Below are 26919 nucleotides of genomic sequence, written 5' to 3' on the forward strand. Positions count from 1 at the left end.
GCGGCCCACACCACGGCGACCGCGGCGAGGCGGCCGGCCGCGGCGCTCACCTGTCCCAGCGGCGGCGGCTCGCCCGTGGCCGCGCCGACCTGCAACAGCGGGATGCAGCGCGGCGGCATGCCGGCCACTTCGGCGAGGTCTTCGATCGTTGCGATCGCAAGGGGCGGACCCTCACCCGCGGCGATCGCTGTCCCGCGCCGCAGGCACGCGAGGTCGCCCACGGCGAAGCAGCCTTGCAGCAGTTGCGGCTGCTGCGCGAACGCCTTGGCGACGATCTCGGGGCCGATACCGGCGGGATCGCCAAGCGTGATGGCGATGGGCTTGCTGCCAGGGCTCATGCCGGGTTGTCCACGTCAATGAATTCGTGCGCCAGCCCGAACTGCTGCGCGATGTGCGAGGCCACCGCCGGCGCGCCGTAGCGCTCGGTGGCGTGGTGCCCGCAGGCGAGGAAGCTCACGCCGCACTCGCGCGCGTAGTGCGCCTGCGGCTCGGAGATCTCGCCGGTGAGGAAGGCCTGCGCGCCGGCGGCGATCGCCGGCTCGAAGTACGACTGCGCGCCGCCCGTGCACCAGGCAATGCGGCGGATGGGCCCCGCCCCGCCGGGCACGCACGTCACCGTGCGAGCCAGGGCCTCGCCCACGTGGGCAGCCAGCGCGTTCGCATCGGCAAAGACAGCGCCATCGCTGCGGCCGCCCAGGAAGCCGAGGTCCTGCTCGCCGAAGCGCGCGCTGGCCGCAAGGCCCAGACGCAAGCCGAGCTGCGCGTTGTTCCCGAGTCCGGGATGCGCATCCAGCGGCAGGTGGTAGGCAAACAGGTTGATGTCGTGGGCCAGCAGCAGCGCCAGCCGCTGCTTCATCCAGCCGGTCACGCGGCCGTCCTGCCCGCGCCAGAACAGGCCGTGGTGCACGAAGATCGCGTCGGCGCCGCGGCCGATCGCCGCTTCGATCAGCGCCCGGCTCGCGGTCACGCCGGAGACGATGCGCTGCACCTGCGCTCGCCCCTCCACCTGCAGGCCGTTGGGCCCGTAGTCCTTGAAACGCTCGGGCGACAGCAGGCTGTCGAAGGCTTGCAGCAGTTCTTGCCGGTCGGTCATGGGTCAATAGCACACAGGGTTCAAACCTCATTCTGCTACGGCGCTGCTGGCACGCCCGGGGGAACATGCCGGCTCGAAGGAGCTGCCATGGGGACGCCGAGCCTGACGATGTGGAGCATGGTGCTGGGCGCGATCGCGGCGATCGCACTCGCGCGGGCGGGCGACTTCATGGCGCGCCCGGGCAGCACGCCGCTGCGGGCGCTGGCCTACCACCTCAGTGTCTTCCTGCTGGTGCTGGTCGAAAGCGGCGTGCTGGGCGCCATCGGTCACGTCTCCGCCGACCGCTTGCGCGTGCTGCAGCTGCTGGCCGGGCCCGTGTGCGTGGGCCTGGGCAATTTCTGGATCCACGCCTGGCTGGCCGCAGCGGAACGCGATCGCGCCATCGCCGCTGCGCTGCGCCTGTCCGCGTTCGCCTTGCCGCTGGCGGCGCTGGCCCTGCTCGCGGCGCCGCCCGAGTTCCAGTTGCCCGCGGCGATGCTGCTGTCGCTGGCAGGCTGCGGCCTCACCAGCTGGGCGACGGCGCGGGCCTGGACCATCGGCGACCGGCTGGCGCTGGCGATGGCGGCGGGCTGCCTGCTGACGCTGCCGGCCATTGCCGGCCTCTACCTGCTGGCAATGGGCCCGGTCCCGATGGCAGGCATCGTGCAGGTGGGCGCCGCGCTGGCCGCTGCCCTGGGCAATGCACTCACCGGCCGTGCGCTGTGGCGGCGCATGCTGCGACGCTGGCGCACGCGGGAGGCCGCCGGCGTGACGCGGGTCGATCCCGTCACCCACGTCCACAGCAGCGCGGTGCTGGTGCAGCGCCTGGTCGCTGCCCAGAAGCGGCGGCGCCGCACCCGGCACGAAGGCGCGATCCTGGCCGTGCGGGTGTTCGAGCCGGAGCGCATCGTGGCGCAGGTCGGCCTGCACGGCCTCGACGAGGTGTGGCTGGCGCTGGCCGCGCGCCTGCAGCGCGAAGTCGGCCTGGTCAATCCCGTCGGCCGCTACTGGGACCGCTGCTTCGTGGCCTTTGCCGAAGCGATTCCGGCGCGCAGCTGGCTGCGCACCGTGGGCCTGCGCGTGGCCTTCGCGCTGCGCCAGCCGGTGGAGGTCACCGGCCGCGGCGGCGAGCCCGTGCGGGTGCGCATCGACTACGGCGTCGGCGTGCTGCACCTGGCCGTGCAGCACGGCGAGGTCGAAGACGTGCTCGATGACGTGCAGCGCCTGGCCGTGGCGGCCCGGGAAATGCGCTCGCGTGCCGCCACGCAGGACCCCCTGTCCGGTGCAGCGGTGCCACTGGAAGCGACCACCTGGGACAGCCGCTCGTCACGTCCGCAGCCGCCCGCCCGGGCAGCACCGGCGCAGAACGGTCGCGCTCGCTGACCGGGGCGGGGATGCCGGGCATACACTCGGGGTTTCCCAAGTCAAGAACATGCGACGCTATTGGCTGGTGTTCTCCCAGGCCGTCACCGTGCTGCTGGCGGCCTATTTCGTGGTGACGACGCTCAAGCCCGAGTGGTTGAACCATCGGCCCGTGAGCACCACGGCCAGCACGGGCGTCGCGCTGCAGGAAGTGCAGAGCGCACCCAGTGCGGCGTCGCCCGTGGGCAGCTTCCGCAACGCGGCCCGCAAGGCCTCGCAGGCGGTGGTGAGCATCAACACCAGCAAGGCGGCCGACCGGCCCTCGGCCAACGATCCCTGGTTCCGCTTCTTCTTCGGGGAACAGGGCGCGGTGCCGCAAAGCGGGCTGGGCAGCGGCGTCATCATCAGCAGCGACGGCTTCATCCTCACCAACAACCACGTGGTGGAGGGCGCGACCGAAATCGAGGTAGCGCTGAACGACAGCCGCAAGACGCCCGCCAAGGTGATAGGCACCGACCCCGAGACCGACCTCGCGATCCTCAAGATCGCGCTCGACCGGCTGCCGGTGATCACGCTGGGCAACTCCGACGCGCTGCAGGTGGGCGACCAGGTGCTGGCCATCGGCAATCCCTTCGGCGTGGGCCAGACCGTCACCAGCGGCATCGTCAGCGCCCTGGGGCGCAACCAGCTCGGGATCAACACCTTCGAGAACTTCATCCAGACCGATGCCGCGATCAACCCCGGCAACTCGGGCGGCGCGCTGGTGGACGTCGACGGCAACCTGATGGGGATCAACACGGCGATCTACTCGCGCTCGGGCGGCAGCATGGGCATCGGCTTCGCCATTCCCGTGTCGACCGCCAAGCTGGTGCTGGAAGGCATCGTCAAGGACGGCGTGGTCACGCGCGGCTGGATAGGGGTCGAGCCGGCCGACCTTTCCCCCGAGCTGATGGAGACCTTCGGCGTGAAGGCGCGCAAGGGCGTGCTGATCACCGGCGTGCTGCAGAACGGCCCCGCGGCGCAGGCCGGCGTGAAGCCCGGCGACGTGGTCGTGGAAGTCGGCGGCAAGAACGTTGCGAACGTCTCGGAACTGCTGTCCACCGTCGCCGCGCTCAAGCCCGGCACCGCCACCCAGTTCAGGCTGCAGCGGCACGAAGACAACGTCGAAGTGACCGTCACGCCCGGCAAGCGGCCCAAGCCGAAGCAGCAGGTACAGCCGGTGGTGCCGCAGCGCTGATTCGGGCAAGGTGGGATGCGGCAATGCCGCAGCCCCCCGCACCTCTCAGGGCTTCGCCGCTTCGCCCTCTTCTTCCGGCGCCTTGGTGTTCTTCAGGAAGATCTGGGCGGCCCAGATGCCGATCTCGTACAGCAGGCACATGGGCACGGCCAGCGCGAGTTGCGACACCACGTCGGGCGGCGTGATCACCGCCGCGATGATGAAGGCCAGCACCACGAAGTAGCCGCGAAACTGCTTGAGCTTGTCGATCGGCACCAGCCCCATGCGCGCCAGCACCACGACGATGATGGGCACCTCGAAGGTCGCCCCGAACGCCAGGAACATCGTCAGCACGAAGCTCAGGTAGGCCTCGATGTCCGGGGCGGCCGTGATGCTCTTGGGCGCGAAGCTCTGGATGAACGAGAAGACCCGGCCGAAGACGAAGAAGTAGCAGAAGGCCACGCCGGCGAAGAACAGCAGCGTGCTGGAAACCACCAGCGGCAGCACCAGCTTCTTCTCGTGTGAATAGAGCCCGGGGGCGACGAAGGCCCACACCTGGTACAGCACCACCGGCAGCGCCACCAGGAAGCTGGCCATCAACATGATCTTCAGCGGCACCACGAACGGCGAGATCACCGAGGTGGCGATCAGCGTCGCGCCCTTGGGCAGGTGTGCCACCAGGGGCGCGGCCAGCAGGTCGTACAGCGCGGACGGGCCGGGGTAGACCGAGAGCACGAGCGCCACCACGCCGATCGCGATCATGGCCTTGACCAGGCGGTCACGCAGTTCGACGAGGTGGGCAACGAAGGGCTGCTCGGTGCCGGCCAGTTCGTCGTCCTGGTCGTTGGGAGTTGTGGACATGGTGGGAACGGCCGCCGGCGCTGCTGCCGGCCCGCTTTCAGTTGAACTTCTGCGGGCGGTAGCGGGCGACGCGGGCTGCGCCGGAGAGCGCGCGGGTGCGCACGCCGGTGCGCGCCTTGTACCAATGCGGCACGGCGCCCTGCTTCACTCGCCACTTCTTCTTCGGGTGCTTGTATTCCGGATAGTCCGGGGTCGGTTCCGGCAGCGAGGTGTGCGGGGTATCGAGGGCATCGCCCCACTGCTTCTCGAAGTCGGCCGCCGCGGTGGTCACCGAGTTCTGGACGTCACGCGCGGCACTCTCGACCGTCTCCTTCATCTTCTTGAGCTCGTCGAGCTCCATGGAGCGATTGACTTCGGCCTTGACGTCGTTCACGTAGCGCTGGGCCTTGCCCAGCAGCGTGCCGACGGTGCGCGCCACGCGCGGCATCTTCTCGGGCCCGATCACGATCAGGGCCACGACGCCGATCAGCGCCATCTTTTCGAGGCCGAGGTCCAGCACGGTCGGATCAGGGCTTGTTGCGGGATTCGACGTCGATCGGCGTCTGGTCGGCGCCGATCGGGCCCTGCGAGGCCGTCACCTGGCTGGCCGGGGGGATGGGCGTGTCCGGCTGGTTGCCGTCCTTCATGCCGTCCTTGAAGCCCTTGACGGCGCCACCGAGGTCCTGCCCCATGTTCTTCAGCTTCTTGGTGCCGAACACCAGAACCACGATCAACAGCACGATCAGCCAGTGCCAGATGGAAAACGAACCCATGGAGTACTCCTGTCTAACTGACCTGATTCTAGTCGGGCTGGTGGCCATATCCCGTGCGGGGATTTGCTCACCCCTTGAGCCAGGGGCGCGGGCCGCCGATGACGTGGAAGTGCAGGTGCGCCACCTCCTGGCCGCCATGGGCGCCGGTGTTGCACACCAGCCGGAAGCCGCCTTCCGGATAAGGCCGGCAGCCTTCCTGCTGCGCGAGCGTCGGCACCAGGCTCATCATTCTTCCCAGCAGCGGCGCGTGCGACGGCTGCACCTGCGCCAGCGACGCGATGTGGTCCTTGGGAATCAGCAGGAAGTGCACCGGCGCCCACGGATGGATGTCGTGGAAGGCGAGCAGTTCCTCGTCTTCGTAGACCTTGCGCGAGGGGATGCTGCCCTGCGCGATCCGGCAGAAGATGCAGTTGGGGTCGTGGCTCATGGCTGGAAGGCGCTGTCCTCGGGCAAGCGATTGTCGTTGAAGCGCAGCCAGCCGCGCAGGCAGCGATACAGGTACCACAGGCCGATCAGCGTGTACGCGGCAGCGCCGGGCAGGAACAGGAGCAACCACAGGGGGCCGGTCAGCAGCAGCCACAGGGCCGTCCACCACACGGTGCGGATCATGTAGGTGTGATGCGCCACGAACAGCAGGTTGCGCTCGTCGGAGCGCTTGACGTAGTGGATCACCAGCGCGATCAGCGACAGCGTCCAGAGCGTGAAGGGCGCCACCGTGTGCATCCCGTACAGGATGTGCATCAGCGTGCGGCCGGAGTCGCGCTCCATGTCGATGTAGTCGCCCTGGGCCATCACTCGCCTCCGGCTTCCCGCGCGCGCACCTTGCGCAGCGCCTTTTCCTCGATGCCGCTCATGCCCTCGCGCCGCTGCAGTTCGGCGATCACGTCGGCCGGCCGCAGGCCGTAGTGCGCGAGCGCGATCATGCTGTGGAACCAGAGGTCGGCGACTTCGCCCACCAGCTTGGCGCGGTCGCCGCCGTGGTCGACGTCCTTGGCCGCCATGACGACCTCGGTGGCTTCCTCGCCGATCTTCTTGAGGAAGGCGTCCGGGCCCTTGTGCAGCAGGCGGGCGACGTAGCTCGCCTCCGGGTTGCCGCCGTTGGCGGGCTTGCGGCTTTCGATGACGTCGGCCAGGCGGGCCAGCGGGTCAGCAGCGGTCATGGCGCCTATCTGTAGATGGTGGACGGGTCCTTCAAGACAGGGTCCACCACCTGCCAGGCGCCGTCGCGGTAAAGATGGAAAAAGCAGCTGTGGCGGCCGGTGTGGCAGGCGATCGAAGGATCGTGCCCCTGCTGCGTGACTTTCAGCAGCAGCACGTCGTTGTCGCAGTCCATGCGGATCTCGTGCACCTGCTGCACGTGGCCCGACTCCTCGCCCTTGAACCACAGCTTGCCGCGCGAGCGGCTGAAATAGACGGCGCGCCCGAGTTCGGCGGTCTTGGCGAGGGCCTCGCGGTCCATCCAGGCAAACATCAGCACGTCGCCCGTGGCGGCTTCCTGGGCGATCACGGGGATCAGCCCCTGCGCATCCCATTTCACTTCTTCGAGCCAGTTCATGGGGCGTATTGTCGGTGATCGGGGCGGACACCCCGACAAGGATGTCATGCCTGAGGATGTCATCCCGGGCTTGACCCGGGATCCACCACCGCGTCGGTACAAGCGCCGCATGGATTGCGGCTCAAGCCCGCAATGACATCCGAAGACGTGGGCACCTAGAGGCGAACGGGGATGCCCCGTTGCGCCATCCGCTCCTTCGCCTGCGCCACCGTGTACTCGCCGTAGTGGAAGATGCTGGCGGCCAGCACCGCATCCGCGCCGCCCTGCTGCACGCCATCGGCCAGGTGATCGAGGTTGCCCACGCCACCCGAGGCGATCACGGGCACCGGCACGGCATCGGCCACCGCGCGCGTGAGTGCCAGGTCGAAGCCGGATTTCGTGCCGTCGCGGTCCATGCTGGTGAGCAGGATCTCGCCGGCGCCGCGGCGTGCCATCTCGGTGGCCCAGGCGACTGCGTCCAGGCCCGTATTGCGCCGGCCGCCGTGGCTGTAGACATCCCAGCCCGGGCCGCGCGTCGCCGCATCTTCCGCGCTGCGCTTCTTGGCGTCGATCGCCACGACGATGCATTGCGCCCCGTACTTGGTCGAGGCGGCGTTGATCACATCGGGGTTCGCGATCGCGGCGGAATTGAAGCTGGTCTTGTCGGCGCCGGCATTCAGGAGCCGGCGCACGTCTTCCACGGTGCGCACCCCGCCGCCCACGGTGAGCGGGATGAACACCTGCGAGGCCACGGCCTCGATGATGTGCAGGATCAGGTCGCGCCCGTCGCTGGTGGCCGTGATGTCGAGGAAGGTGAGTTCGTCGGCGCCCTGCTCGTTGTAGCGCGAGGCGATCTCCACCGGATCGCCCGCGTCGCGCAATTCGACGAAGTTGACCCCCTTGACGACCCGGCCGCCGGTGACGTCGAGGCAGGGGATGATGCGTTTGGCGAGCATGGGACGGATTCTACGAAGCGGAGATTGGGGGGCGAACAAGCAATTTCGAACGCAGAAAACGCAGAAGTGACGCGGAAAGCGCAGAAGAAAACCCTCGACGGAAGTCCTTCTGCGACTTCTGCGTCACTTCTGCGACTTTTGCGTTCAAAGATGCCGGCGCAACCCAGCCGTCCTACGGGAGCTCAGCCCCCCAATTCGTCCGCCCGCGCCTGGGCCGCCACGAAGTCGAGGTCGCCGCTGTACACCGCCCGGCCGCAGATCACGCCCTCGATGCCCTCGTCTTCCACCGCGCACAGCTTCTCGATGTCGCCCATGGAAGACAGGCCGCCCGAGGCGATCACCGGGATCGACAGCGATTGCGCCAGCTTCACCGTGGCCTCGATGTTGATGCCCGTCAACATGCCGTCGCGGCCGATGTCGGTGTAGATGATGGATTCGACGCCCCAGTCCTCGAACTTGCGGGCCAGGTCGACCACCTCGTGGCCGGTCAGCTTGCTCCAGCCGTCCGTGGCCACCTTGCCGTCCTTGGCGTCCAGGCCGACGATGATGTGGCCGCCGAACGCCGTACAGGCGTCCTTGAGGAAGCCCGGGTTCTTGACCGCCGCCGTGCCGATGATCACGTAGCGCAGGCCGCCATCGATGTAGCGCTCGATGGTGTCGAGGTCGCGGATGCCGCCCCCCAACTGCACCGGGATGTCGTCGCCCACCGCCTTCAGGATGGTGCGCACGGCGGTGAAGTTCTGCGGTTTGCCGGCAAAGGCGCCGTTCAGGTCGACAAGGTGCAGGCGCCGGGCCCCACGTTCGAGCCAGGTCCGCGCCATGGCGGCGGGGTCCTCGCTGAAGGTGGTCGCCTGGTCCATGTCACCTTGCTTCAGGCGTACACAGTGGCCGTCTTTCAGGTCAATCGCGGGAATCAGCAGCATGGGAGGGGTAGTGGAAGACGGCGGGCAGCCGTGTCCCGGAAAGCATCAGGGTGTCCAGTGCAGGAAGTTGCGATAGAGCGAAAGGCCCTGGTCTGCGCTTTTCTCGGGGTGGAACTGGGTCGCAAAAATATTATCGCGGGCCACCGCACAGGTAAAGCGAACGCCGTACTCGGATTCCCCAACACTGTGGTGTGCGTCGGACGGCCTGGCGTAGAAGGAATGCACGAAATAGAACCAGCTGTCCTCGGGAATGCCCGCCCACATGGCGTGCTGTCGGGCCTGGCGGACCCGGTTCCAGCCCATTTGCGGCACCTTGTAGCGGCTGCCATCGGGCTGGTGCTGCCCGGCCAGCTGGAATTTCACCACCTCGCCGGGCACCAGGCCCAGGCCGGCGGTCGGTCCTTCCTCGCTGGAATCCAGCAGCATCTGCATGCCCACGCAGACCCCGAACAGGGGCTTGGTGGCGGCGGCTTCCAGCACCGATTCGAGCAGGCCGGAGTCGCGCAGCTCGCGCATGCAGTCGGGCATGGCGCCCTGCCCCGGCAGCACCACGCGTTCGGCGGCGCGCACTTCCTCCGGGCGCGAGGTGACGATCGCGCTCACGCCGCTGTCGCGCGCGACGTGCAGCACGGCCTGCGACACCGAGCGCAGGTTGCCCATGCCGTAGTCGACGACGGCCACGGTCCGCGGCGTCATGTCAGAGGCTGCCCTTCGTGGACGGAATGGTGCCGGCGGCGCGCGCATCGAGCTCCAGCGCAAAGCGCAGCGCCCGGGCGAAGGCCTTGAACACCGTCTCGCACTGGTGGTGCGCGTTCTCGCCGCGCAGGTTGTCGATGTGCAGGGTCACGAAGGCGTGGTTCACGAAGCCCTGGAAGAATTCGTGGGTCAGCTGGGTGTCGAAGGTGCCGATCATGCCGCTCTTGAAAGGCACGTTCATGACCAGGCCCGGGCGGCCGGAGAAATCGATCACCACCCGCGACAGCGCCTCGTCCCGCGGCACGTAGGCATGGCCGTAGCGGCGGATGCCCTTCTTGTCGCCCACCGCCTTGGCCACGGCCTGGCCGAAGGTGATGCCGACGTCTTCCACCGTGTGGTGGCCGTCGATGTGCAGGTCGCCCTTGGCCACGATGTCCAGATCGATCAGCCCGTGGCGCGCGATCTGGTCCAGCATGTGGTCGAAGAAGCCGATGCCGGTGGCCAGCTTCGCGGCGCCGGTGCCATCGAGGCCGACCCGGACGGTGATCTGGGTTTCGGCGGTGTTGCGACTCACCACCGCTTGCCGGTCGTGACTCATGATTTCTTTCGGCGGTTCGCTCATAGGGAGGCTTGCAGGGCTTGCAGCAGCTGCGTGTTCTCGTCCGCGGTGCCGACCGTCAGGCGCAGGCAGCCGGCCAGCAATGGGTGCATTCTAGAAACGTTCTTGACCAGGACCTTGCGCGCCTTCATGCCCTCGAAGCTGCGGGCCGGGTCGGCCACGCGCACCAGGATCATGTTGGCGTCGCTGGGCCAGCTTTGCAGGCCCAGCTCCCTCAGGGCCGCCTGCAGGCGGGTGCGCTCGCGCTTGAGGTCTTCGGCCTGGGCCGCGAACACGTCCTCGTGCTCCAGCGCGAACAGCGCCGCTTCGGCATTGAGCACGCTGACGTTGTACGGAGGCCGCACCTTGTCGACCTGCGCCACCAGCTCGGCGCGGCCCATCATGTAGCCGATGCGCACCCCGGCCAGCCCGAATTTCGACAGCGTGCGCATCAGGAGCACGTGCTCGTGCCGGGTCACGCGATCGAGATAGCTGCGGCTGGCGAAGGGCTGGTAGGCCTCGTCGATCACCACCAGGCCGGGCGCGGCGGCGACGATCTTCTCGATGGTCGAATCGTTCCACAGATTGGCGGTGGGATTGTTCGGGTAGGCGAGGTAGACGATCGCCGGCTGGTGCAGCGCGATCGCATCGAGCATCGCCTTCTCATCGAGCTCGAAGTCCGGCGTGAGGTCGACGCCGACGAACTTCAGCCCCTGCAACTGCGCGCTCATGGCGTACATCACGAAGCCAGGCAGCGGCGCCAGGATGGTGGCGCCCGGCACGTCGCAGGCCAGGGCCAGCAGCGCGATCAGTTCGTCCGAGCCGTTGCCCAGCATCAGGCCGAAGCCCTCGGGCAGCTTCGCATGGCGCGCGAGGGCGGCGCGCAAATCGTCGATGCGCTCGCCGGGATAGCGGTTGAGGGCGACCGCCGCCAGCCGATCGCCGAGCTCCTTCTGCAGCGCTGGCGGCAAGCGATGCGGGTTCTCCATGGCATCGAGCTTCACCATGCCGCGCGAATCCTGGATGGCATAGGCATGCATGCCCTGCACGTCCTGGCGGATGCGGGTGGCGATGAGTCTTTCGAGGGTGGGAGCCATGACGGTAGGAACCAGGACTGAACGCAGAAGACGCAGAAGTTCCGCAGAAGTCGCAGAAGGAAGGCCGATTATCGGGCTTCTTCTTTTCTGCGTCTTCTGCGCTGCTTCTGCGTCTTCTGCGTTCGAAAAATCGTTGATCAGGACTCAGCGCTTGAGACGCATTTCCGCCGCCCGCGCATGCGCCTGCAGGCCTTCCCCGTACGCCAGTTCGGCGGCGATCGCGCCCAGGGTCTGGGCGCCGGCTTCGCTGACTTCGATCAGGCTGCTGCGCTTCTGGAAATCGTAGACACCCAGCGGGCTCGAAAAGCGCGCGGTGGTGCTCGTGGGCAGCACGTGGTTCGGGCCGGCGCAGTAGTCGCCCAGCGACTCGCTCGTGTACGCGCCCAGGAAGATCGCGCCGGCATGGCGCAGCAGCGGCTCCCAGCGGTGCGGGTCGCTGCTGGCGATCTCCAGGTGCTCCGGCGCGATGCGGTTGCTGATCTCGCACGCTTCTTCCATGCCGCGGGTGTGGATCAAGGCGCCGCGGCCATTGAGCGATTTGGCGATGATCTCCGCGCGCGGCATCTCAGGCAGCATGCGGTCGATCGCGGCCTGCACCTGCTCGATGTAGCCAGCGTCCGGGCACAGGAGGATGCTCTGCGCCAGCTCGTCGTGTTCGGCCTGCGAGAACAGGTCCATGGCCACCCAGTCGGGCGGGGTCGTGCCGTCGGCCAGCACCAGGATCTCGCTGGGGCCGGCAATCATGTCGATGCCCACCTGGCCGAACACGCGGCGCTTGGCGCTCGCGACATAGGCGTTGCCCGGGCCGGTGATCTTGTCCACGCGCGGCACGCTGGCGGTGCCGTAAGCCAGCGCGGCCACGGCCTGCGCGCCGCCGATGGTGAACACGCGGCTGACGCCAGCGACGTGCGCCGCCGCCAGCACCAGTGCGTTCTTCTCGCCGCGCGGCGTGGGCACCACCATCACGATCTCGCCGACCCCGGCGACCTGCGCGGGAATCGCGTTCATCAGCACCGAGGACGGATAGGCCGCCTTGCCGCCCGGCACGTAGATGCCCACGCGATCGAGCGGCGTGACCTTCTGGCCCAGCAGCGTGCCGTCGGCATCGCGATAGCTCCAGCTCTCGCCCGACGCTTTTTTCTGTGCCTCGTGGTACGAGCGCACGCGCTGCGCCGCCGCCTGCAGGGCATCGCGTTGCGCCGCGGGCAGGCCGTCGAAGGCGGACTTCAGCTCACCGACCTGCAATTGCAAGTCGGCGAGCGACCGGGCACTCGTGCCGTCGAAGCGGTTCGTGTATTCGAGGACCGCCGCATCGCCGCGCTTGCGCACGTCCGCGAGGATGTCGGCGACGGCCTGCTCGATGCCGGCATCCGTCTCCGCGGACCAATGCAGGCGCGCCGCCAGCGCGGCATCGAAGCCGGCCTCGGTGGTCGCGAGGCGCAGGGGGCGGGCAGCAGCGGTCATGGGCGCGCGGCGACGGTCTTCGCGAAGACCTCGATCAGGTGACGGATCGGCTCCTGTTTCAGCTTGAGCGCGGCCTGGTTCACCACCAGGCGCGCGCTGATGTCCATGATGCGTTCGACTTCGACGAGGTTGTTCGCCTTCAGGGTGCCGCCGGTGGACACGAGGTCGACGATCGCATCGGCCAGGCCCGTCAGCGGCGCCAGCTCCATCGAGCCATAGAGCTTGATCAGGTCGACGTGCACGCCTTTCGCCGCGAAGAAATCGCGGGCGATGCCGGTGTACTTGGTCGCGACCTTCAGGCGCGCTCCCTGGCGCACCGCCGAGGCATAGTCGAAGTCCGAGCGCACCGCGACGCTCACGCGGCACTTGGCAATCTGCAGGTCCAGCGGCTGGTACAGGCCCTGGCCGCCATGCTCGATCAGCGTGTCCTTGCCCGTCACGCCCAGGTCCGCGCCGCCGTACTGCACGTAGGTGGGCACGTCGCTGGCGCGCACGAGCACGACCCGCACGTCGGGGTGGCTGGTGGCAAGAATCAGCTTGCGCGACTTCTCCGGGTCCTCCAGAACGGAAATCCCCGCGGCTGCGAGCAGCGGCAGGGTTTCGTCGAAGATGCGCCCTTTGGAGAGCGCGAGCGTGAGAGCGGGCCGTCCCGCAGCGTTCAAGGTAAGTTCTCCGTGCTCCGCACCGCGAACCGACCGCCTTCGGGCGGCCGTGCGGCGGTCATTTGACTCTTTCGATCTCGGCGCCGAGATCGCGCAACTTGGCTTCCATCTGCTCGTAGCCACGGTCGAGATGGTAAATGCGATCGACGATCGTCTCGCCTTCGGCCACCAGGCCGGCGATCACCAGGCTGGCGGAGGCGCGCAGGTCGGTCGCCATCACCGTGGCGCCGGAGAGGCGCTCGACGCCGTGCGTGATCGCGACCTTGCCATCCACGTGGATCTTCGCGCCCATGCGCATCAGCTCGCTGACGTGCATGAAGCGGTTCTCGAAGATGGTCTCGGTGATCTTGGCCTCGCCCTCGGAGATGCAGTTGAGCGCCATGAACTGCGCCTGCATGTCGGTGGGAAAGCCCGGGTATTCGGTGGTCTTGAAGCTCTGTGCCTCCAGCCGCCCTTGCGAACGGACGCGGATGCCGCCATCGACGGCTTCGACCTGGGCGCCCGCGGCCTGCAGCATGTCGATGACCACAGCCATGTGCTCGGTGCGGCCGTCCTTCAGGACGACATCGCCCCCGGTGGCGGCCACGGCGCACAGGAAAGTGCCGCACTCGATGCGGTCGGCCACCACGCGGTGGGTGGCGCCGTGCAGCTTCTCCACGCCCTGGATGCGGATGCGGTCGGTGCCGTGGCCTTCGACCTTGGCGCCCATGGCGATCAGCATGTCGCCCAGGTCGGTGATCTCGGGCTCCATCGCCGGGTTCTCGAGGATGGTCTCGCCTTCGGCCAGCGCCGCGGCCATCATGAAGTTCTCGGTGCCGGTCACCGTGATCATGTCGGTGCGGATGTGCGCGCCCTGCAGCCGCGTGCGGCCCTTGGGCAGCTTGGCGATCATGTAGCCGTGCTCGATGACGATCTGGGCGCCCATCTTCTGCAGGCCCTTGATGTGCTGGTCCACCGGGCGCGCGCCGATGGCGCAGCCGCCGGGCAGCGACACGGTGGCTTCGCCGAAACGCGCGAGCAGCGGACCCAGCGCCAGCACCGAGGCCCGCATGGTCTTCACCATCTCGTAGGGCGCCTCGGGGAAATGCAACTCCGACGAGTCGATCAGGACCGTGCCCTCGCTGCTGAATTCGGCGGTGGCGCCCATGTTGCGGATCAACTTGAGCATGGTGGCCACATCCTGCAGGCGCGGGATGTTCTGCAGCGTCATCGGCTCGGCGGTGAGCAGCGCAGCGCAGAGTTCCGGCAGCGCGGCGTTCTTCGCGCCGGAAATGCGAATCTCGCCGTTCAGGGGCCGGCCGCCGCGAATCAAGAGCTTGTCCATGGGCTTCAGTGGGGTTGGGATGCCCATTCCTCGGGCGTGAATGTCTTCATCGACAAGGCATGGACCTCGTCGGTGTGCATTCTCGCACCGAGGGTGCGGTAGACACGCTGGTGCCGCTGGATAGCACGCATTCCGGCGAACTCGGCTGACACGACCACCGCGGACCAGTGGCGGCCGTCACCGTCGACCTCGACGTGGTCGCAGGCAATGCCGGAGGCAATGAGGGATCGGAGGTCGTCGGCGGTCATGCGGTGTTCCTCAGCTGCGGATCTTGTAGCCGATGCGCAGCAGGTGGACGGCGATGGCGCTGACGACCAGCATGGCGCTGCCGACGATCGCCAGGCTCAGCCAGGGCGAGACGTCGCTCACACCGAAGAAGCCGTAGCGGAAGCCGTCGATCATGTAGAAGAAGGGATTGAGGTGGCTCACGCGCTGCCAGAACGCCGGCAGCGAATGGATCGAATAGAACACGCCGGAGAGAAAGGTCATCGGCACGATGACGAAATTCTGGAAGGCGGCCATCTGGTCGAACTTCTCGGCCCACAGGCCAGCGATCAGGCCCAGGGCACCGAGCATGCTGGCCCCCAGAAACGCGAACGCCACGATCCACAGCGGCGCGGCGAAGCTCACGTGCGCGAACAAGGCAGTGACGATGAACACACCGACGCCGACGCACAGCCCGCGCGCCACCGAGGACCCGACATAGGCGATGAACCAGCTCCAGTGCGACAGCGGCGTGAGCAGCACGAACACCAGGTTGCCCATGATCTTGCTCTGGATCAGGGAGGAGGAACTGTTGGCGAACGCGTTCTGCAACACGCTCATCATCACGAGGCCGGGGACCAGAAAGGCGGTGTAGCTGATGGTGTCGTAGACCTTCACGCGATCGGACAGCACATGCCCGAAGATCAGCAGGTACAGCAGCGCGGTGAGCACGGGGGCCGCAACCGTCTGGAAGCCAACCTTCCAGAAGCGCAGCGTTTCCTTGTAGAGGAGCGTTTGCCAGCCGGTCATGCGGCCGCCTCAAGCGCTGCCGTGGCGCAAGCCTTTTCTGAACGCAGAAGACGCAAAAGTTGCGCAGAAGACGCAGAAAAGACAAAGAGAGTCTTGAAGGTTTCCTTCCGCGTCTTCTGCGTCACTTCTGCGTCTTCTGCGTTCAAAAGTGCGTGATTCATGCAGCCACCTCCGCCTTGCCCGCCGACATCAGGTCGAGGAACACGTCCTCCAGGTCCGCCTTGCGGATTTCGACGTCTTCCACCCGCAGGCCGGCCTGGCGGATCACGGACAGGTGTTGTTCGATTTCGTGGGCGTCGTGCGCGGGCAGTTGCACGATCCGGCCGGTGACGCGGGCCTTGCCTTCGAATTCGCGCGGCAGGGTGCCGTCGAACTTGAAGCGCAGCACGTTGCTGGAGGCCGCCTTGAGCAAGTCACTCGTGCGCTCCAGTGCGACCACCTTGCCGGCCTTGAGCATCGCGATGCGGCTGCACAGGGCCTCGGCTTCCTCGAGGTAGTGCGTGGTGAGCAGCACGGCATGGCCTTCGCGGTTCAGGCGGGCGATGAATTGCCACAGCGTCTGGCGCAGTTCCACGTCGACGCCGGCAGTCGGCTCGTCGAGCACGATCACCGGCGGCCGATGCACCAGCGCCTGCGCCACCAGCACGCGGCGCTTCATGCCGCCGGAAAGCTGGCGCATGTTGGATTGCGCCTTGTCGGCCAGCCCCAGGCTGGCGAGCAATTCGTCGATCCAGGCGTCGTTGTTCTTCACGCCGAAGTAGCCGGACTGGATGCGCAGCGCCTCGCGCACGGTGAAGAAGGGATCGAACACCAGCTCCTGCGGCACCACGCCGATCTGGCGGCGGGCTTCGGCATAGGCGCTTTGCACGTCGTGGCCGCGCACCAGCACGTGCCCCTCGGTGGGCCGCACCAGGCCGGCCAGCACGCTGATCAGCGTGGTCTTGCCGGCGCCATTGGGGCCGAGCAGGCCGAAGAACTCGCCTTCTTCGATATCGAAGCTCACCCCATCGAGCGCCCGAAAGCCGCCGCGTGACGTGTTGTAGGTCTTGGAAACGGACTGGAAGGAGATGGCAGGCATGGGCAACCGGCCATTTTAGCGGCGCGGGCTACTCCGTTACGCGACAGGGGTGCGGGAACGCCTCTTGAACGCAGAAGGCGCAGAAGTAACGCAGAAATCGCAGAAGGAAACCACTAAAGGTGTCCTTGCCTTTTCCGCGACTTCTGCGGATCTTCTGCGACTTCTGCGTTCAGAAATGCTTGGGTCAGGCGCGAAACTCAGGCAGCAACTCCGACACCCCATACAGCGTCGCCAGCGAACGCAGCCGCGGATGCAACTGCAGCACCGCGAAGCTCTTGCCCAGGGCCAGCGCCTCGCGGCGGCATTCCAGCAGGACGGCGAGCGCGGACGAGTCGAACTCGCGCAGGCCCGAGGCGTCGGCCACGGCTTGCGCCGATGCATCGCTGCGCAGCGCCTGCGCCAGCATGCGGCTGCACGGCCCCGCCTCGGCGTGGGTGAGATGCGCGGGCAGCACCAGCATGCGCGTCAGCCCTTGCGGCCGGCGTTGTTGCGATTGCGCTCCGCCAGCGAGGCGATCAGGCCGTCGATGCCTTTCGCGTTGATCTCCTGCGAGAACTGGCTGCGATAGGTTTCCACCAGCCAGACGCCCAGGACGTTCAGGTTGTAGATCTTCCAGCCGGTGCCTTGCCCGGGCGTCTTCTCGAGCCGGTATTCCAGCTGGATCGGATCGCCGCGGCCGCGGATTTCGCTGCGCACCACGACGTCGTTGTCGTCGGGCGAGGCGCGCAGCGGCTTGATCGTGACCGTCTCCTCCGAGACCTGCGACAGCGCGCCGGAATAGGTGCGCACCAGCAGCAGCTTGAATTCGTCCTGCAGGCGCTTGCGCTGCTCCGGGGTGGCTTCGCGCCAGGCGGGACCGACGGCCGATGCAGTCATGCGCGCGAAGTCCACGTTGGGCATGATCTTGCTGTCGACCACCTGCATGATCCGGCTGAGGTCGCCGGCCTGCACGAGCTTGTCGGTCTTGATCGTGCCCAGCACTTCATCGGACAGCCGCTTCATCATCGCGTCGGGCGCTTCATCGGCGGCGAAGGCCGGCAGCCAACCGCCGGCCAGCACGCCGGTGACCATCACGGCGGCCGCCAGGCGGGCCAGGGTACGTCTTTTCATCATCTCAGGATCCTTTCAGCCGGGCATGCCCGGGAACTCGACAGCTTGCACCTGTTTGCGGCCCCACAGGGCTCGACGCAACAGCGTGCAACCGAGGTTTAACGCGCGGGGGCGCTTGCGGGTTGTCTGGCAGGCGCGGCGCTCGACGGCGCCGCGCTCGAAGGTTCGGCCGACTCGTCGGGCAGCGGCGGCGGGACGTCCCGGTTGTCGTCGCGATCGTAGATCTCGGCGCGGCGGTGCTGCAGGTAGGCATCGCGCGTAAAGGAGTACTTGTCCAGCGCGGCCTCGTCCAGCACGTTGCCCACGCGCAGCAGGTTGGCGCGCTTGTCGACGAACTTCAGGCCCCAGACGAGGTCCCGGCCGGTGTTGTTGCCGATCTGGCCCGCCAGGTCGAAATGGTAGTCCACCGGCAAGGCCGCGGCGTCACGTACGGTCGAGGGGCCCAGGAAGGGCAGCACCAGGTAGGGGCCGGGTGGCATGCCCCAGCGGCCCAGCGTCTGGCCGAAGTCCTCGCTATGGCGCTCGATGTTGAACTCGCTCGCGACGTCGAAGATGCCGAACACGCCGAACATCGTGTTGAGCTGGAAGCGGGCCAGGTTCTCCTCGAAATCCTGCAGGTGCAACTGCAGCAGGCTGTTCACGGCGGACCAGCCGTCACCCAGGTTGCCGAAGAAGTTGGAGACGCCGGTGCGCACCAGCGGTGGCACCTTGTCCCGGTAGAGCGTCGCCACCGGCTTGAGCAGCACGCGGTCGAGCCCTTCGTTGAACCGGTAGGAGCCGCGGTTGAAGCCTTCCCAGGGATCGCGCGGATTCGGGTTGGCCACGGTTGCGCAGCCAGCCAGGCCAGCCAGCGAGAGGGCAAAGAGCAGGATTGCGGGCGCGCGGTGCGCCGGCCGTTGTAAAGGTTTCATTTCTTCGGCGCCCCAGCGGTCGGGCCTTCCGCGGCCTTGTTGTAGAGGAATTGCCCGATCAGGTTTTCGAGCACCACGGCGGACTGCGTGGTGGTGATGGTATCGCCAGCGACCAGGTTCTTGTCGTCGGCGCCCGCCTCCACCCCAATGTACTGCTCACCCAGCAGGCCGCTGGTGAGGATCTTGAGCGAGCTGTCCTTGGGAAACTGGTAACGGGTTTCCAGCGCCAGCGTGACGTTGGCCCGGAAGGCCTTGTCGTCGAAGGCGATCCCTTCCACGCGCCCCACCACCACGCCGGCGCTCTTGACCGCTGCATGCGGCTTGAGGCCGCCAATGTTGTCGAACTTCGCGACCAGATGATAGGTCGGCTGAAAGCTCAGCGTCAGCAGGTTGGCCGCCTGCAGCGCGAGGAACACCAGGGCCGCCCCACCGATCAGGACGAACAGCCCCACCCACACGTCGTTCTTGTTGCGCTCCATGTCAATTGACTCCAAATTCTTTCAGATGCTGAACATCATTGCGGTGAGCACGAAATCCAGCGCCAGCACGGCGAGCGACGCCATGACGACGGTCCGTGTCGTGGCACGCGAAACGCCTTCGGGCGTGGGCCGTGCCTCATAGCCTTGCAGCACCGCGATGAAGGTGACGGCAATGCCGAACACCAGGCTCTTGATGACGCCGTTGCCGACGTCCTTGAAGACGTCGACGCCCCCTTGCATCTGGCTCCAGAAGGCGCCGGGGTCCACGCCGATCAGCACCACGCCGACCACCCAGCCGCCCAGGATGCCCACCGCGCTGAACACCGAAGCCAGCAGCGGCATCACGATCACCCCAGCCCAGAAACGGGGGGCCAGGATGCGTTGCACGGGGTCGACCGCCATCATCTCCATGGCGGCCAGTTGTTCGCCCGCCTTCATCAAGCCGATCTCCGCCGTGAGCGACGTGCCCGCGCGGCCGGCGAACAGCAGCGCCGTGACCACGGGCCCCAGCTCGCGCACGAGGCTCAGGGCCACCATCAGCCCCAGCGCTTCGGACGAGCCATAGCGCTGCAGGATGTAGTAGCCCTGCAGCGCCAGCACGAAGCCGACGAACAGGCCGGAGACGCCGATGATGGCCAGCGAATAGTTGCCCAGGAAGTGGATCTGGTCACGCACCAGCCGGCCGCGCGCCAGGGTAGTCCCCGCCATGGCGAACAGGCGCACCAGCAGCTTCGAGCCGTAGCCCACGCCCGCGAGTTGCCCGCGCACGGCGAAGCCGATATCGGAAGGTCGCCACCAGCTCATGATGCCCGCCCGGCCGCCCGCAGGGCATCACGCCCCCCCTGGGGGGGCAGCAAACGCAGTTTGCGTGGGGGGCTCATTTCCCCAAACCCTCGCTGAAGTCTTCGTCGATGCTCGGTCCGGGATAGTGGAAATGCACCGGCCCTTCGGGCAAGGCATGCACGAACTGGTGCACCAAGGGGTCGCTCGAATTGCGCACTTCGTCCGGCGTGCCCTGCGCCGCGATGCGGCCGTTCGCCAGCACGATCACCTGGTCGGCGATGTGGAAGGTCTCTTCCAGGTCGTGCGACACCACGATGCTGGTGATGCCCAGCGTGTCGTTCAGGTTCCGGATCAAATGCGCGGCGGTGCCGAGCGAGATGGGGTCGAGACCGGCGAACGGCTCGTCGTACATGACCAGGTCGGGGTCGAGTGCGATCGCGCGCGCCAGCGCCACGCGCCGCGCCATTCCGCCCGAGACTTCGGCCGGCATCAGGTCGCGCGCGCCGCGCAGGCCCACGGCATTGAGTTTCATCAGCACGATGTCGCGCATCAGGCTCTCCGGCAGGCCGGCATGCTCACGCAAGGGAAAGGCCACGTTGTCGAACACCGAGAGATCGGTGAACAGGGCGCCGAACTGGAACAGCATGCCCATGCGCCGCCGCATGCGATACAGGCCGCCGCGATCCAGGCCGGGAATGCTCTGGCCGTCGAACAGCAGTTCGCCGCCCTGCGGGCGCACCTGTCCGCCGATCAGGCGCAGCACGGTGGTCTTGCCGCCGCCCGAGGCGCCCATGAGCGCCGTCACCTTGCCGCGCGGCACGGTGAAGCTCACGTCCTCGAGAATGGGGCGCTCGCCGTAACCGAAACTTACGTTGCGGCATTCGACCAGCGCAGTGGGGTCGGAATCGATCATCCGAGGGGGACGGGCCGCGGGTGCGGCCGATAGCTGAAAGCCACGGATGATAGGGCACTGGCTGCAGAGCAGCCGCCGCGCTGAACGGCAACCCCGCGTCTTTACCGTGCGGCCGGCACTGCGTCAGCGCGGCAAATCGCTGAACCCCATGAGGAATTCGTCCACCGCGCGGGCCGCCTGCCGGCCTTCGCGGATCGCCCACACCACCAGCGACTGGCCACGGCGCATGTCGCCCGCTGCAAAGACCTTGGGCACGTTCGTGGCGTAGCCGCCATGGAAGTCCGTGGTCGCCTTCGCGTTGCCGCGCGCGTCCTTCTCGAGGGCGAAGCCTTCCAGGATGCTTTGCACGGGGCTGACGAAGCCCATGGCCAGCAGCACGAGATCGGCCTTGTATTCCTTCTCGGTGCCCGCGACTTCGACGAACTTGCCGTCCTTGAATTCCACCTGCACGGTCTTCAGGCCGGTGACCTTCTTGCCGTCGCCCATGAATTGCTTGGTGGCGATGGCGAACTCGCGCATCACGCCTTCCTCGTGCGAGGAGGAGGTGCGCAGCTTGTAGGGCCAGTAGGGCCAGGTGAGCGGCTTGTTCTCTTCTTCGGGCGGCTGCGGCATCAGCTCGAACTGCACCACGCTGGCGGCGCCATGGCGGTTGCTGGTACCCACGCAGTCGCTGCCGGTGTCGCCGCCGCCGATCACGATCACGTGCTTGCCGTCGGCGCGCAGCTGGTTCTTTACCTTGTCGCCGGCGTTCACCTTGTTCTGCTGCGGCAGGAACTCCATCGCGAAGTGGATGCCATCGAGCTCGCGGCCGGGGACGGGCAGGTCGCGCGACTGCTCGGCGCCGCCGGTGAGCACCACCGCATCGAACTGCTCCTGCAGTTGCTTGGGCGAGATCGTCTCTTTCGCCCAGTTGGTGACCTTCGAGCCCTTGGGCAGCTCGCCGATCATCACGCCGGTGCGGATGGTCACGCCCTCGGCCTTCATCTGCTCGACGCGGCGATCGATGTGGATCTTCTCCATCTTGAAGTCGGGGATGCCGTAGCGCAGCAGGCCGCCGATGCGATCGTTCTTCTCGAACAGCGTCACGTCATGGCCGGCACGTGCCAGTTGCTGCGCCGCCGCCATGCCGGCCGGGCCCGAGCCCACCACCGCGACCTTCTTGCCGGTCTTGATGCGCGGCACGCGCGGCTGCACCCAGCCGTTTTCCCATGCGCGGTCGATGATCGCGTGCTCCAGCGACTTGATGCCCACCGGGTCCGCGTTGTAGTTCAAGGTGCAGGCGGCCTCGCAGGGGGCGGGGCAGATGCGGCCGGTGAACTCGGGATAGTTGTTGGTCGAATCCAGCACCGTCCAGGCGTTCTTCCAGTCCTGCTGGTACACCAGGTCGTTGAAGTCCGGAATGATGTTGTTGACGGGGCAGCCCGAGTTGCAGAAGGGCGTGCCGCAGTCCATGCAGCGCGCCGCCTGCACCTTGGAATCGGCGTCCGACAGGCCGACGACGAATTCCTTGTAGTGCTTCAGGCGCTCGGGCACGGGCTTGTAGCCCTCCTCGACGCGCTCGTATTCCAGGAAGCCGGTGACTTTTCCCATTGCTCGTTCTCCGTCCTCTTATTTCGCGGGCACGGGCTGCTCGTGCCGCATCGCGATTTCCTGGTTGTTGCCGACGCTCGCCAGCTCCACCTCGCGTTCGTACATCTCGGCCAGGGCGCGCTTGTATTCGTTGGGGAAGACCTTGACGAACTTCATGCGGGCGGCGGCCCAGTCGTCCAGCAGTTCGCGGGCGCGGCGGCTGCCGGTCCAGCGGTTGTGCTCCTCGAGCAGCTTCTTGAGCAGCGCTTCGTCGGTCTGATCGCGGTGCATCTTCGTGCGGCCCATGCCGGCCTGCTGTTCGGCCGTGCTGCCGACGCGCTCCAGGCTCACCATCGCGGTGTTGCAGCGAGTGGCGAACTTGCCGTCCTCGTCGTAGACGTAGGCGATACCGCCGGACATGCCGGCCGCGAAGTTGCGCCCGGTCTTGCCCAGGACGACGGCCGTGCCGCCGGTCATGTACTCGCAGCCGTGATCGCCGGTGCCTTCGACCACCGCGGTGGCACCCGAGAGGCGCACCGCGAAGCGCTCGCCGGCCACGCCGCTGAAGAACGCCTCGCCGGAAGTCGCGCCATACAGCGCGGTGTTGCCGATGATGATGTTCTTGGTTGCTTCGCCGCGGAAGTCGATCGAGGGACGCACCACCACGCGGCCACCCGAGAGGCCCTTGCCGGTGTAGTCGTTGGCATCGCCGATCAGGTACAGCGTGATGCCGCGCGTGAGGAACGCGCCGAAGGACTGGCCGCCCGTGCCTTCGAGCTGGATGCGCAGCGTGTCGTCCGGCAGGCCTTCGGGGTGCACCTTGGTCACCGCGCCGGAGAGCATCGCGCCCACCGAGCGGTTGACGTTGCGCGCCACCTCCATGAACTGCACCTTCTCGCCACGCTCGATGGCCGCGCGCGACTTCTCGATCAGCACCACGTCGAGCGACTTGTCCAGTTTGTGGTCCTGCTCCTCGCAGTGGAAGCGCGGCACGTCGGCCGGCACACGCGGCTGCGCGAACAGGCGGCTGAAGTCGAGGCCACGCGCCTTCCAGTGGGCGATGCCCTTGCGCGTATCCAGCAGGTCGGCGCGGCCGATCAGGTCGTCGAACTTGCGGATGCCCAGCTGCGCCATGATCTGCCGCACTTCTTCGGCAATGAAGAAGAAGAAGTTGACGACGTGCTCGGGCTTGCCGGCGAACTTCTTGCGCAGCACGGGGTCTTGCGTGGCCACGCCCACCGGGCAGGTGTTGAGGTGGCACTTGCGCATCATGATGCAGCCCTCGACCACCAGGGGCGCGGTGGCGAAGCCGAATTCGTCGGCACCCAGGAGCGCGCCGATGACGACGTCGCGGCCGGTCTTCATCTGGCCGTCGGCCTGCACGCGAATGCGACCACGCAGGCGGTTCAGCACCAGGGTCTGCTGGGTCTCGGCCAGGCCGATTTCCCAGGGCGAGCCGGCATGCTTGATCGACGACCAGGGCGAGGCACCCGTGCCGCCGTCATGGCCGGCGATCACCACGTGGTCGGACTTGCACTTGGCCACCCCGGCGGCGATGGTGCCCACGCCGACTTCCGAGACCAGCTTGACGCTGATCGAGGCATGCGGCGCCACGTTCTTCAGGTCGTGAATCAGCTGCGCCAGGTCTTCGATCGAATAGATGTCGTGGTGCGGCGGCGGCGAGATGAGACCCACGCCGGGCACCGAGTAGCGCAGCTTGCCGATGTACTTGGAGACCTTGCCGCCGGGCAGCTGGCCGCCCTCGCCGGGCTTGGCGCCCTGCGCCATCTTGATCTGGATCTGGTCCGCGGAAGACAGGTACTCCGCCGTCACGCCGAAGCGGCCGCTGGCTACCTGCTTGATGCGCGAACGCAGCGAGTCGCCCTGCTGCAGCGGGATGTCGACTTCGACCGCGTCCTGGCCGATGATCTGCGCCATCGTCTGGCCGGTCTGGATAGTGATGCCCTTGAGCTCCTGGCGATAGCGCGCCGGGTCTTCGCCGCCCTCGCCCGTGTTGCTCTTGCCGCCGATGCGGTTCATGGCGATGGCCAGCGTGGCGTGCGCCTCGGTGGAGATCGAGCCGAGCGACATCGCGCCGGTGGCGAAGCGCCTGACGATTTCCTTGGCGGACTCCACTTCGGAGACGGGGATCGCCTTGGCCGGATCGACGCGGAACTCGAACAGGCCGCGCAGGGTCATGTGGCGGCGGCTCTGGTCGTTGATGATCTGCGCGTATTCCTTGTACGTGTTCCAGTTGTTGGCGCGCGCGCTGTGCTGCAGCTTGGCGATCGCGTCGGGCGTCCACATGTGCTCTTCGCCGCGCGTGCGCCAGGCGTATTCGCCGCCGGCATCGAGCATCGAGGACAGCACCGGGTCGTCGCCGAAGGCGGCCTTGTGCAGGCGCAGCGCTTCCTCGGCGATCTCGAACACGCCGATGCCTTCGATGCGGCTGGAGGTGCCGGTGAAGTACTTCTCGATCGTGTCGCTGTTCAGGCCGATCGCCTCGAACAGCTGCGCGCCGCAATACGACATGTACGTCGACACGCCCATCTTGGACATGATCTTGGACAGGCCCTTGCCGATCGCCTTGACGTAGTTGTAGATCGCCTTCTCGGCCGAGAGGTCGCCCGGCAGGTCCTTGTGGATGGAGGCCAGCGTCTCCATCGCGAGGTACGGGTGGACGGCTTCGGCGCCATAGCCGGCGAGCACGCCGAAGTGATGCACTTCGCGGGCCGAGCCGGTCTCCACCACCAGGCCGGCGGTGGTGCGCAGGCCTTCGCGAATCAGGTGCTGGTGGATCGACGAGAGCGCCAGCAGAGCGGGGATCGCCACCTGCGTGGCCGACACCGCGCGGTCGCTGATGATCAGGATGTTGTGCCCGCTGCGCAGCGCGTCGACCGCCTCCGCATTGAGGGAGGCCAGCTTGGCCTCGACGCCTTCGCGGCCCCAGGCCAGCGGATAGGTGATGTCGAGCGTGTGGCTGCGGAACTTGCCATGCGTGTGCTTCTCGATTTCGCGCAGCTTCTGCATGTCGGCGAAATCGAGGATCGGCTGGCTCACTTCCAGCCGCATCGGCGGGTTGACCTGGTTGATGTCCAGCAGGTTCGGTTTCGGGCCGATGAAGGACACCAGCGACATCACGATCGCCTCGCGGATCGGGTCGATCGGCGGGTTGGTCACCTGCGCGAACAGCTGCTTGAAGTAGTTGTACAGCGGCTTGTTCTTGTCCGACAGCACCGCCAGCGGGCTGTCGTTGCCCATCGAGCCGATGCCCTCCTCGCCGGCCTGCGCCATCGGCGACATCAGGAACTTGATGTCTTCCTGGGTGTAGCCGAAGGCCTGCTGGCGATCGAGCAGCTCGGTCTTGTTGCCCGGCGCTTCACCGGAGGTCTGCGACAGGTCGTCGAGGCGGATGCGCAGGTTCTCGATCCACTGCTTGTAGGGCTTGGCATTGGCGAGCGAGGACTTGAGCTCCTCGTCGTCGATCATGCGGCCCTGCTCCAGGTCGATCAGGAACATGCGGCCGGGCTGGAGGCGCCACTTGCGCACGATGCGGTTTTCCGGCACCGGCAGCACGCCGGATTCGGAGGCCATGATCACGAGGTCGTCGTCGGTCACGCAGTAGCGCGAGGGACGCAGGCCGTTGCGGTCGAGCGTGGCGCCGATCTGGCGGCCGTCGGTGAAGACGATCGAGGCGGGTCCGTCCCACGGCTCGAGCATCGAGGCGTGGTACTCGTAGAACGCGCGGCGGCGCTCGTCCATTGTGGTGTGCTGTTCCCACGGCTCGGGAATCATCATCATCACGGCCTGCGCCAGCGGGTAGCCGGCCATCGTGAGCAATTCGAGGCAGTTGTCGAACGTAGCGGTGTCGGACTGGTCGGCAAACGAGATCGGGTACAGCTTCTTCAGGTCGTTGGCCAGCACCGGCGAGGTCATCACGCCTTCGCGCGCCTTCATCCAGTTGTAGTTGCCCTTGACCGTGTTGATCTCGCCGTTGTGCGCCACATAACGGTACGGGTGCGCCAGCGGCCACTCGGGGAAGGTGTTGGTCGAGAAACGCTGGTGCACCAGGCCCAGCGCCGAGACGCAGCGCGCATCAAGCAGATCCAGAAAATAGGTGCCGACCTGGTCGGCCAGCAGCAGGCCCTTGTAGACCACGGTGCGGCTGGACATGCTGGGAACGTAGTACTCCTTGCTGTGCGTCAGGTGCAGGCGCTGGATGGCGGCGCTGGCGGTCTTGCGGATCACATAGAGCTTGCGCTCAAGGGCGTCCTGAACGATCACGTCGTTGCCCCGGCCAATGAAAATCTGGCGCAGGATGGGTTCCTTGGCGCGCACGGTCGGCGACATCGGCATGTCGCGGTTCACCGGCACATCGCGCCAGCCCAGCAGCACCTGGCCTTCGGCATGGACGGCGCGTTCCAGCGCCTGTTCGCAGGCCAGCCGCGAGGCATGTTCCTTGGGCAAAAACACCATGCCGACGCCGTATTCGCCCGGCGGCGGCAAGGCAATGCCCTGCGCGGCCATTTCCTCGCGGTACAGCGC

The 26919-nt window shown here is 67.0% G+C and carries 30 protein-coding genes and 1 pseudogene; 2 read left to right on the top strand and 29 right to left on the bottom strand.

Annotation, left to right across the window (positions count from 1 at the left end; genetic code table 11):
• Both JWP60_RS16960 and JWP60_RS16965 read right to left on the bottom strand, forming a co-directional pair.
• Nucleotides 1-338: pseudogene (locus JWP60_RS16960) on the bottom strand (4-hydroxythreonine-4-phosphate dehydrogenase PdxA); the annotation flags it as partial.
• The gene (locus JWP60_RS16965) at nt 335-1093 is read right to left on the bottom strand and encodes a Nif3-like dinuclear metal center hexameric protein (RefSeq protein ID WP_299793897.1); all 759 of its coding nucleotides are present in this window, start codon (nt 1091-1093) and stop codon (nt 335-337) included. The gene JWP60_RS16965 and the pseudogene JWP60_RS16960, both read right to left, overlap by 4 nt.
• Nucleotides 1094-1180: 87 nt before the next feature.
• Between JWP60_RS16965 and JWP60_RS16970 the strand changes: the two genes are divergently transcribed.
• Both JWP60_RS16970 and JWP60_RS16975 read left to right on the top strand, forming a co-directional pair.
• Complete coding sequence (locus JWP60_RS16970; protein WP_299793900.1) at nt 1181-2455, top strand: hypothetical protein; 1275 nt, start codon at nt 1181-1183, stop codon at nt 2453-2455.
• Nucleotides 2456-2504: 49 nt separating this feature from the next.
• Nucleotides 2505-3671, top strand: a complete 1167-nt coding sequence (locus JWP60_RS16975; protein ID WP_299793903.1) for a trypsin-like peptidase domain-containing protein — start codon at nt 2505-2507, stop codon at nt 3669-3671.
• 45 nt (nt 3672-3716) lie between these two features.
• Here the strand turns inward: JWP60_RS16975 and tatC are convergent, their stop codons facing one another.
• The 27 genes from tatC to JWP60_RS17110 form a co-directional block, all read right to left on the bottom strand.
• On the bottom strand, nt 3717-4511 hold the full coding sequence (tatC, locus tag JWP60_RS16980; RefSeq protein WP_299793906.1) for a twin-arginine translocase subunit TatC: 795 nt from the start codon (nt 4509-4511) through the stop codon (nt 3717-3719).
• 37 nt (nt 4512-4548) lie between these two features.
• Nucleotides 4549-5010, bottom strand: a complete 462-nt coding sequence (gene tatB / locus JWP60_RS16985; protein WP_299793911.1) for a Sec-independent protein translocase protein TatB — start codon at nt 5008-5010, stop codon at nt 4549-4551.
• A 7-nt stretch (nt 5011-5017) separates the two neighbouring features.
• Nucleotides 5018-5263, bottom strand: coding sequence for a Sec-independent protein translocase subunit TatA (tatA, locus tag JWP60_RS16990; RefSeq protein WP_299793914.1), 246 nt, complete (start codon nt 5261-5263; stop codon nt 5018-5020).
• A gap of 67 nt (nt 5264-5330) precedes the next feature.
• On the bottom strand, nt 5331-5690 hold the full coding sequence (locus JWP60_RS16995; RefSeq protein WP_299793917.1) for a histidine triad nucleotide-binding protein: 360 nt from the start codon (nt 5688-5690) through the stop codon (nt 5331-5333).
• The gene (locus tag JWP60_RS17000; protein ID WP_299793920.1) at nt 5687-6055 is read right to left on the bottom strand and encodes a hypothetical protein; all 369 of its coding nucleotides are present in this window, start codon (nt 6053-6055) and stop codon (nt 5687-5689) included. The genes JWP60_RS16995 and JWP60_RS17000 overlap by 4 nt, the downstream gene beginning before the upstream one ends.
• Nucleotides 6055-6423, bottom strand: a complete 369-nt coding sequence (locus tag JWP60_RS17005) for a phosphoribosyl-ATP diphosphatase (RefSeq protein WP_299793923.1) — start codon at nt 6421-6423, stop codon at nt 6055-6057. Before JWP60_RS17005 ends, JWP60_RS17000 begins: the two co-directional genes overlap by 1 nt.
• A 5-nt stretch (nt 6424-6428) precedes the next feature.
• Nucleotides 6429-6827, bottom strand: coding sequence for a phosphoribosyl-AMP cyclohydrolase (hisI, locus tag JWP60_RS17010; protein WP_299793980.1), 399 nt, complete (start codon nt 6825-6827; stop codon nt 6429-6431).
• 146 nt (nt 6828-6973) lie between these two features.
• Entirely contained in the window at nt 6974-7753 is a 780-nt protein-coding gene (gene hisF, locus JWP60_RS17015) for an imidazole glycerol phosphate synthase subunit HisF (protein ID WP_299793926.1), read from the bottom strand.
• A gap of 182 nt (nt 7754-7935) precedes the next feature.
• On the bottom strand, nt 7936-8676 hold the full coding sequence (gene hisA, locus JWP60_RS17020; RefSeq protein WP_299793929.1) for a 1-(5-phosphoribosyl)-5-[(5-phosphoribosylamino)methylideneamino]imidazole-4-carboxamide isomerase: 741 nt from the start codon (nt 8674-8676) through the stop codon (nt 7936-7938).
• Nucleotides 8677-8721: 45 nt separating this feature from the next.
• On the bottom strand, nt 8722-9372 hold the full coding sequence (gene hisH / locus JWP60_RS17025; protein WP_299793932.1) for an imidazole glycerol phosphate synthase subunit HisH: 651 nt from the start codon (nt 9370-9372) through the stop codon (nt 8722-8724).
• 1 nt (nt 9373) lies between these two features.
• Nucleotides 9374-9970 carry an imidazoleglycerol-phosphate dehydratase HisB gene (gene hisB, locus JWP60_RS17030; RefSeq protein ID WP_299793935.1) on the bottom strand — a complete coding sequence of 199 codons (597 nt, stop codon included), beginning with the start codon at nt 9968-9970 and terminating at the stop codon, nt 9374-9376.
• A gap of 20 nt (nt 9971-9990) precedes the next feature.
• Nucleotides 9991-11067, bottom strand: a complete 1077-nt coding sequence (gene hisC, locus JWP60_RS17035; RefSeq protein WP_299793940.1) for a histidinol-phosphate transaminase — start codon at nt 11065-11067, stop codon at nt 9991-9993.
• Between the two features lie 144 nt (nt 11068-11211).
• Nucleotides 11212-12531, bottom strand: a complete 1320-nt coding sequence (hisD, locus tag JWP60_RS17040; RefSeq protein ID WP_299793943.1) for a histidinol dehydrogenase — start codon at nt 12529-12531, stop codon at nt 11212-11214.
• Entirely contained in the window at nt 12528-13193 is a 666-nt protein-coding gene (hisG, locus tag JWP60_RS17045) for an ATP phosphoribosyltransferase (RefSeq protein ID WP_299793945.1), read from the bottom strand. Before hisG ends, hisD begins: the two co-directional genes overlap by 4 nt.
• Before the next feature lie 58 nt (nt 13194-13251).
• Complete coding sequence (gene murA, locus JWP60_RS17050; protein ID WP_299793947.1) at nt 13252-14517, bottom strand: UDP-N-acetylglucosamine 1-carboxyvinyltransferase; 1266 nt, start codon at nt 14515-14517, stop codon at nt 13252-13254.
• 5 nt (nt 14518-14522) lie between these two features.
• Nucleotides 14523-14765, bottom strand: a complete 243-nt coding sequence (locus tag JWP60_RS17055; RefSeq protein WP_299793949.1) for a BolA family protein — start codon at nt 14763-14765, stop codon at nt 14523-14525.
• 10 nt (nt 14766-14775) lie between these two features.
• A complete protein-coding gene (locus JWP60_RS17060; RefSeq protein WP_299793951.1) occupies nt 14776-15531 on the bottom strand; it encodes an ABC transporter permease in 756 nt (251 codons plus the stop codon).
• Nucleotides 15528-15692: a hypothetical protein gene (locus tag JWP60_RS17065; protein ID WP_299793953.1), complete on the bottom strand. Its 165-nt coding sequence runs from the start codon at nt 15690-15692 to the stop codon at nt 15528-15530. The genes JWP60_RS17060 and JWP60_RS17065 overlap by 4 nt, the downstream gene beginning before the upstream one ends.
• Nucleotides 15689-16609 carry an ABC transporter ATP-binding protein gene (locus tag JWP60_RS17070; RefSeq protein WP_299793956.1) on the bottom strand — a complete coding sequence of 307 codons (921 nt, stop codon included), beginning with the start codon at nt 16607-16609 and terminating at the stop codon, nt 15689-15691. The genes JWP60_RS17065 and JWP60_RS17070 overlap by 4 nt, the downstream gene beginning before the upstream one ends.
• A gap of 184 nt (nt 16610-16793) precedes the next feature.
• A complete protein-coding gene (locus tag JWP60_RS17075) occupies nt 16794-17069 on the bottom strand; it encodes an STAS domain-containing protein (RefSeq protein WP_299793959.1) in 276 nt (91 codons plus the stop codon).
• A gap of 5 nt (nt 17070-17074) precedes the next feature.
• Nucleotides 17075-17719 (bottom strand): ABC transporter substrate-binding protein, encoded by a 645-nt coding sequence (locus JWP60_RS17080; protein WP_299793983.1) that lies wholly within the window; start codon nt 17717-17719, stop codon nt 17075-17077.
• Between the two features lie 98 nt (nt 17720-17817).
• Nucleotides 17818-18630, bottom strand: coding sequence for a VacJ family lipoprotein (locus tag JWP60_RS17085; RefSeq protein ID WP_299793962.1), 813 nt, complete (start codon nt 18628-18630; stop codon nt 17818-17820).
• Nucleotides 18627-19109 carry an outer membrane lipid asymmetry maintenance protein MlaD gene (gene mlaD / locus JWP60_RS17090; RefSeq protein ID WP_299793965.1) on the bottom strand — a complete coding sequence of 161 codons (483 nt, stop codon included), beginning with the start codon at nt 19107-19109 and terminating at the stop codon, nt 18627-18629. Before mlaD ends, JWP60_RS17085 begins: the two co-directional genes overlap by 4 nt.
• Before the next feature lie 21 nt (nt 19110-19130).
• Nucleotides 19131-19913, bottom strand: coding sequence for a lipid asymmetry maintenance ABC transporter permease subunit MlaE (gene mlaE / locus JWP60_RS17095; RefSeq protein WP_299793968.1), 783 nt, complete (start codon nt 19911-19913; stop codon nt 19131-19133).
• A gap of 73 nt (nt 19914-19986) precedes the next feature.
• The gene (locus JWP60_RS17100) at nt 19987-20805 is read right to left on the bottom strand and encodes an ABC transporter ATP-binding protein (RefSeq protein WP_299793971.1); all 819 of its coding nucleotides are present in this window, start codon (nt 20803-20805) and stop codon (nt 19987-19989) included.
• Between the two features lie 123 nt (nt 20806-20928).
• Nucleotides 20929-22395, bottom strand: a complete 1467-nt coding sequence (locus JWP60_RS17105; RefSeq protein ID WP_299793974.1) for a glutamate synthase subunit beta — start codon at nt 22393-22395, stop codon at nt 20929-20931.
• An 18-nt stretch (nt 22396-22413) separates the two neighbouring features.
• The coding region (locus JWP60_RS17110) for a glutamate synthase-related protein (RefSeq protein ID WP_299793977.1) at nt 22414-26919 on the bottom strand (4506 nt) is incomplete at its 5' end.

Source organism: Ramlibacter sp. (genome assembly GCF_028291745.1).
In the GTDB taxonomy this organism is placed as follows: Bacteria; Pseudomonadota; Gammaproteobacteria; order Burkholderiales; family Burkholderiaceae_C; genus Ramlibacter.

What these genes read in the sequence shown, in the direction of transcription:
- hisB (WP_299793935.1), bottom strand. Translation starts at nt 9,970, where the DNA reads ATGAGTCACGACCGGCAAGCGGTGGTGAGTCGCAACACCGCCGAAACC.
- JWP60_RS17105 (WP_299793974.1), bottom strand. Translation starts at nt 22,395, where the DNA reads ATGGGAAAAGTCACCGGCTTCCTGGAATACGAGCGCGTCGAGGAGGGC.
- hisH (WP_299793932.1), bottom strand. Translation starts at nt 9,372, where the DNA reads ATGACGCCGCGGACCGTGGCCGTCGTCGACTACGGCATGGGCAACCTG.
- tatC (WP_299793906.1), bottom strand. Translation starts at nt 4,511, where the DNA reads ATGTCCACAACTCCCAACGACCAGGACGACGAACTGGCCGGCACCGAG.
- tatA (WP_299793914.1), bottom strand. Translation starts at nt 5,263, where the DNA reads ATGGGTTCGTTTTCCATCTGGCACTGGCTGATCGTGCTGTTGATCGTG.
- JWP60_RS17100 (WP_299793971.1), bottom strand. Translation starts at nt 20,805, where the DNA reads ATGATCGATTCCGACCCCACTGCGCTGGTCGAATGCCGCAACGTAAGT.
- JWP60_RS17085 (WP_299793962.1), bottom strand. Translation starts at nt 18,630, where the DNA reads ATGAAACCTTTACAACGGCCGGCGCACCGCGCGCCCGCAATCCTGCTC.
- murA (WP_299793947.1), bottom strand. Translation starts at nt 14,517, where the DNA reads ATGGACAAGCTCTTGATTCGCGGCGGCCGGCCCCTGAACGGCGAGATT.
- JWP60_RS17055 (WP_299793949.1), bottom strand. Translation starts at nt 14,765, where the DNA reads ATGACCGCCGACGACCTCCGATCCCTCATTGCCTCCGGCATTGCCTGC.
- hisC (WP_299793940.1), bottom strand. Translation starts at nt 11,067, where the DNA reads ATGGCTCCCACCCTCGAAAGACTCATCGCCACCCGCATCCGCCAGGAC.
- JWP60_RS16970 (WP_299793900.1), top strand. Translation starts at nt 1,181, where the DNA reads ATGGGGACGCCGAGCCTGACGATGTGGAGCATGGTGCTGGGCGCGATC.
- JWP60_RS17080 (WP_299793983.1), bottom strand. Translation starts at nt 17,719, where the DNA reads ATGAAAAGACGTACCCTGGCCCGCCTGGCGGCCGCCGTGATGGTCACC.
- JWP60_RS16965 (WP_299793897.1), bottom strand. Translation starts at nt 1,093, where the DNA reads ATGACCGACCGGCAAGAACTGCTGCAAGCCTTCGACAGCCTGCTGTCG.
- hisF (WP_299793926.1), bottom strand. Translation starts at nt 7,753, where the DNA reads ATGCTCGCCAAACGCATCATCCCCTGCCTCGACGTCACCGGCGGCCGG.
- JWP60_RS17060 (WP_299793951.1), bottom strand. Translation starts at nt 15,531, where the DNA reads ATGACCGGCTGGCAAACGCTCCTCTACAAGGAAACGCTGCGCTTCTGG.
- JWP60_RS17000 (WP_299793920.1), bottom strand. Translation starts at nt 6,055, where the DNA reads ATGGCCCAGGGCGACTACATCGACATGGAGCGCGACTCCGGCCGCACG.
- JWP60_RS17065 (WP_299793953.1), bottom strand. Translation starts at nt 15,692, where the DNA reads ATGAATCACGCACTTTTGAACGCAGAAGACGCAGAAGTGACGCAGAAG.
- JWP60_RS16995 (WP_299793917.1), bottom strand. Translation starts at nt 5,690, where the DNA reads ATGAGCCACGACCCCAACTGCATCTTCTGCCGGATCGCGCAGGGCAGC.
- JWP60_RS16975 (WP_299793903.1), top strand. Translation starts at nt 2,505, where the DNA reads ATGCGACGCTATTGGCTGGTGTTCTCCCAGGCCGTCACCGTGCTGCTG.
- JWP60_RS17005 (WP_299793923.1), bottom strand. Translation starts at nt 6,423, where the DNA reads ATGACCGCTGCTGACCCGCTGGCCCGCCTGGCCGACGTCATCGAAAGC.
- JWP60_RS17070 (WP_299793956.1), bottom strand. Translation starts at nt 16,609, where the DNA reads ATGCCTGCCATCTCCTTCCAGTCCGTTTCCAAGACCTACAACACGTCA.
- hisA (WP_299793929.1), bottom strand. Translation starts at nt 8,676, where the DNA reads ATGCTGCTGATTCCCGCGATTGACCTGAAAGACGGCCACTGTGTACGC.
- hisD (WP_299793943.1), bottom strand. Translation starts at nt 12,531, where the DNA reads ATGACCGCTGCTGCCCGCCCCCTGCGCCTCGCGACCACCGAGGCCGGC.
- JWP60_RS17075 (WP_299793959.1), bottom strand. Translation starts at nt 17,069, where the DNA reads ATGCTGGTGCTGCCCGCGCATCTCACCCACGCCGAGGCGGGGCCGTGC.
- mlaE (WP_299793968.1), bottom strand. Translation starts at nt 19,913, where the DNA reads ATGAGCTGGTGGCGACCTTCCGATATCGGCTTCGCCGTGCGCGGGCAA.
- mlaD (WP_299793965.1), bottom strand. Translation starts at nt 19,109, where the DNA reads ATGGAGCGCAACAAGAACGACGTGTGGGTGGGGCTGTTCGTCCTGATC.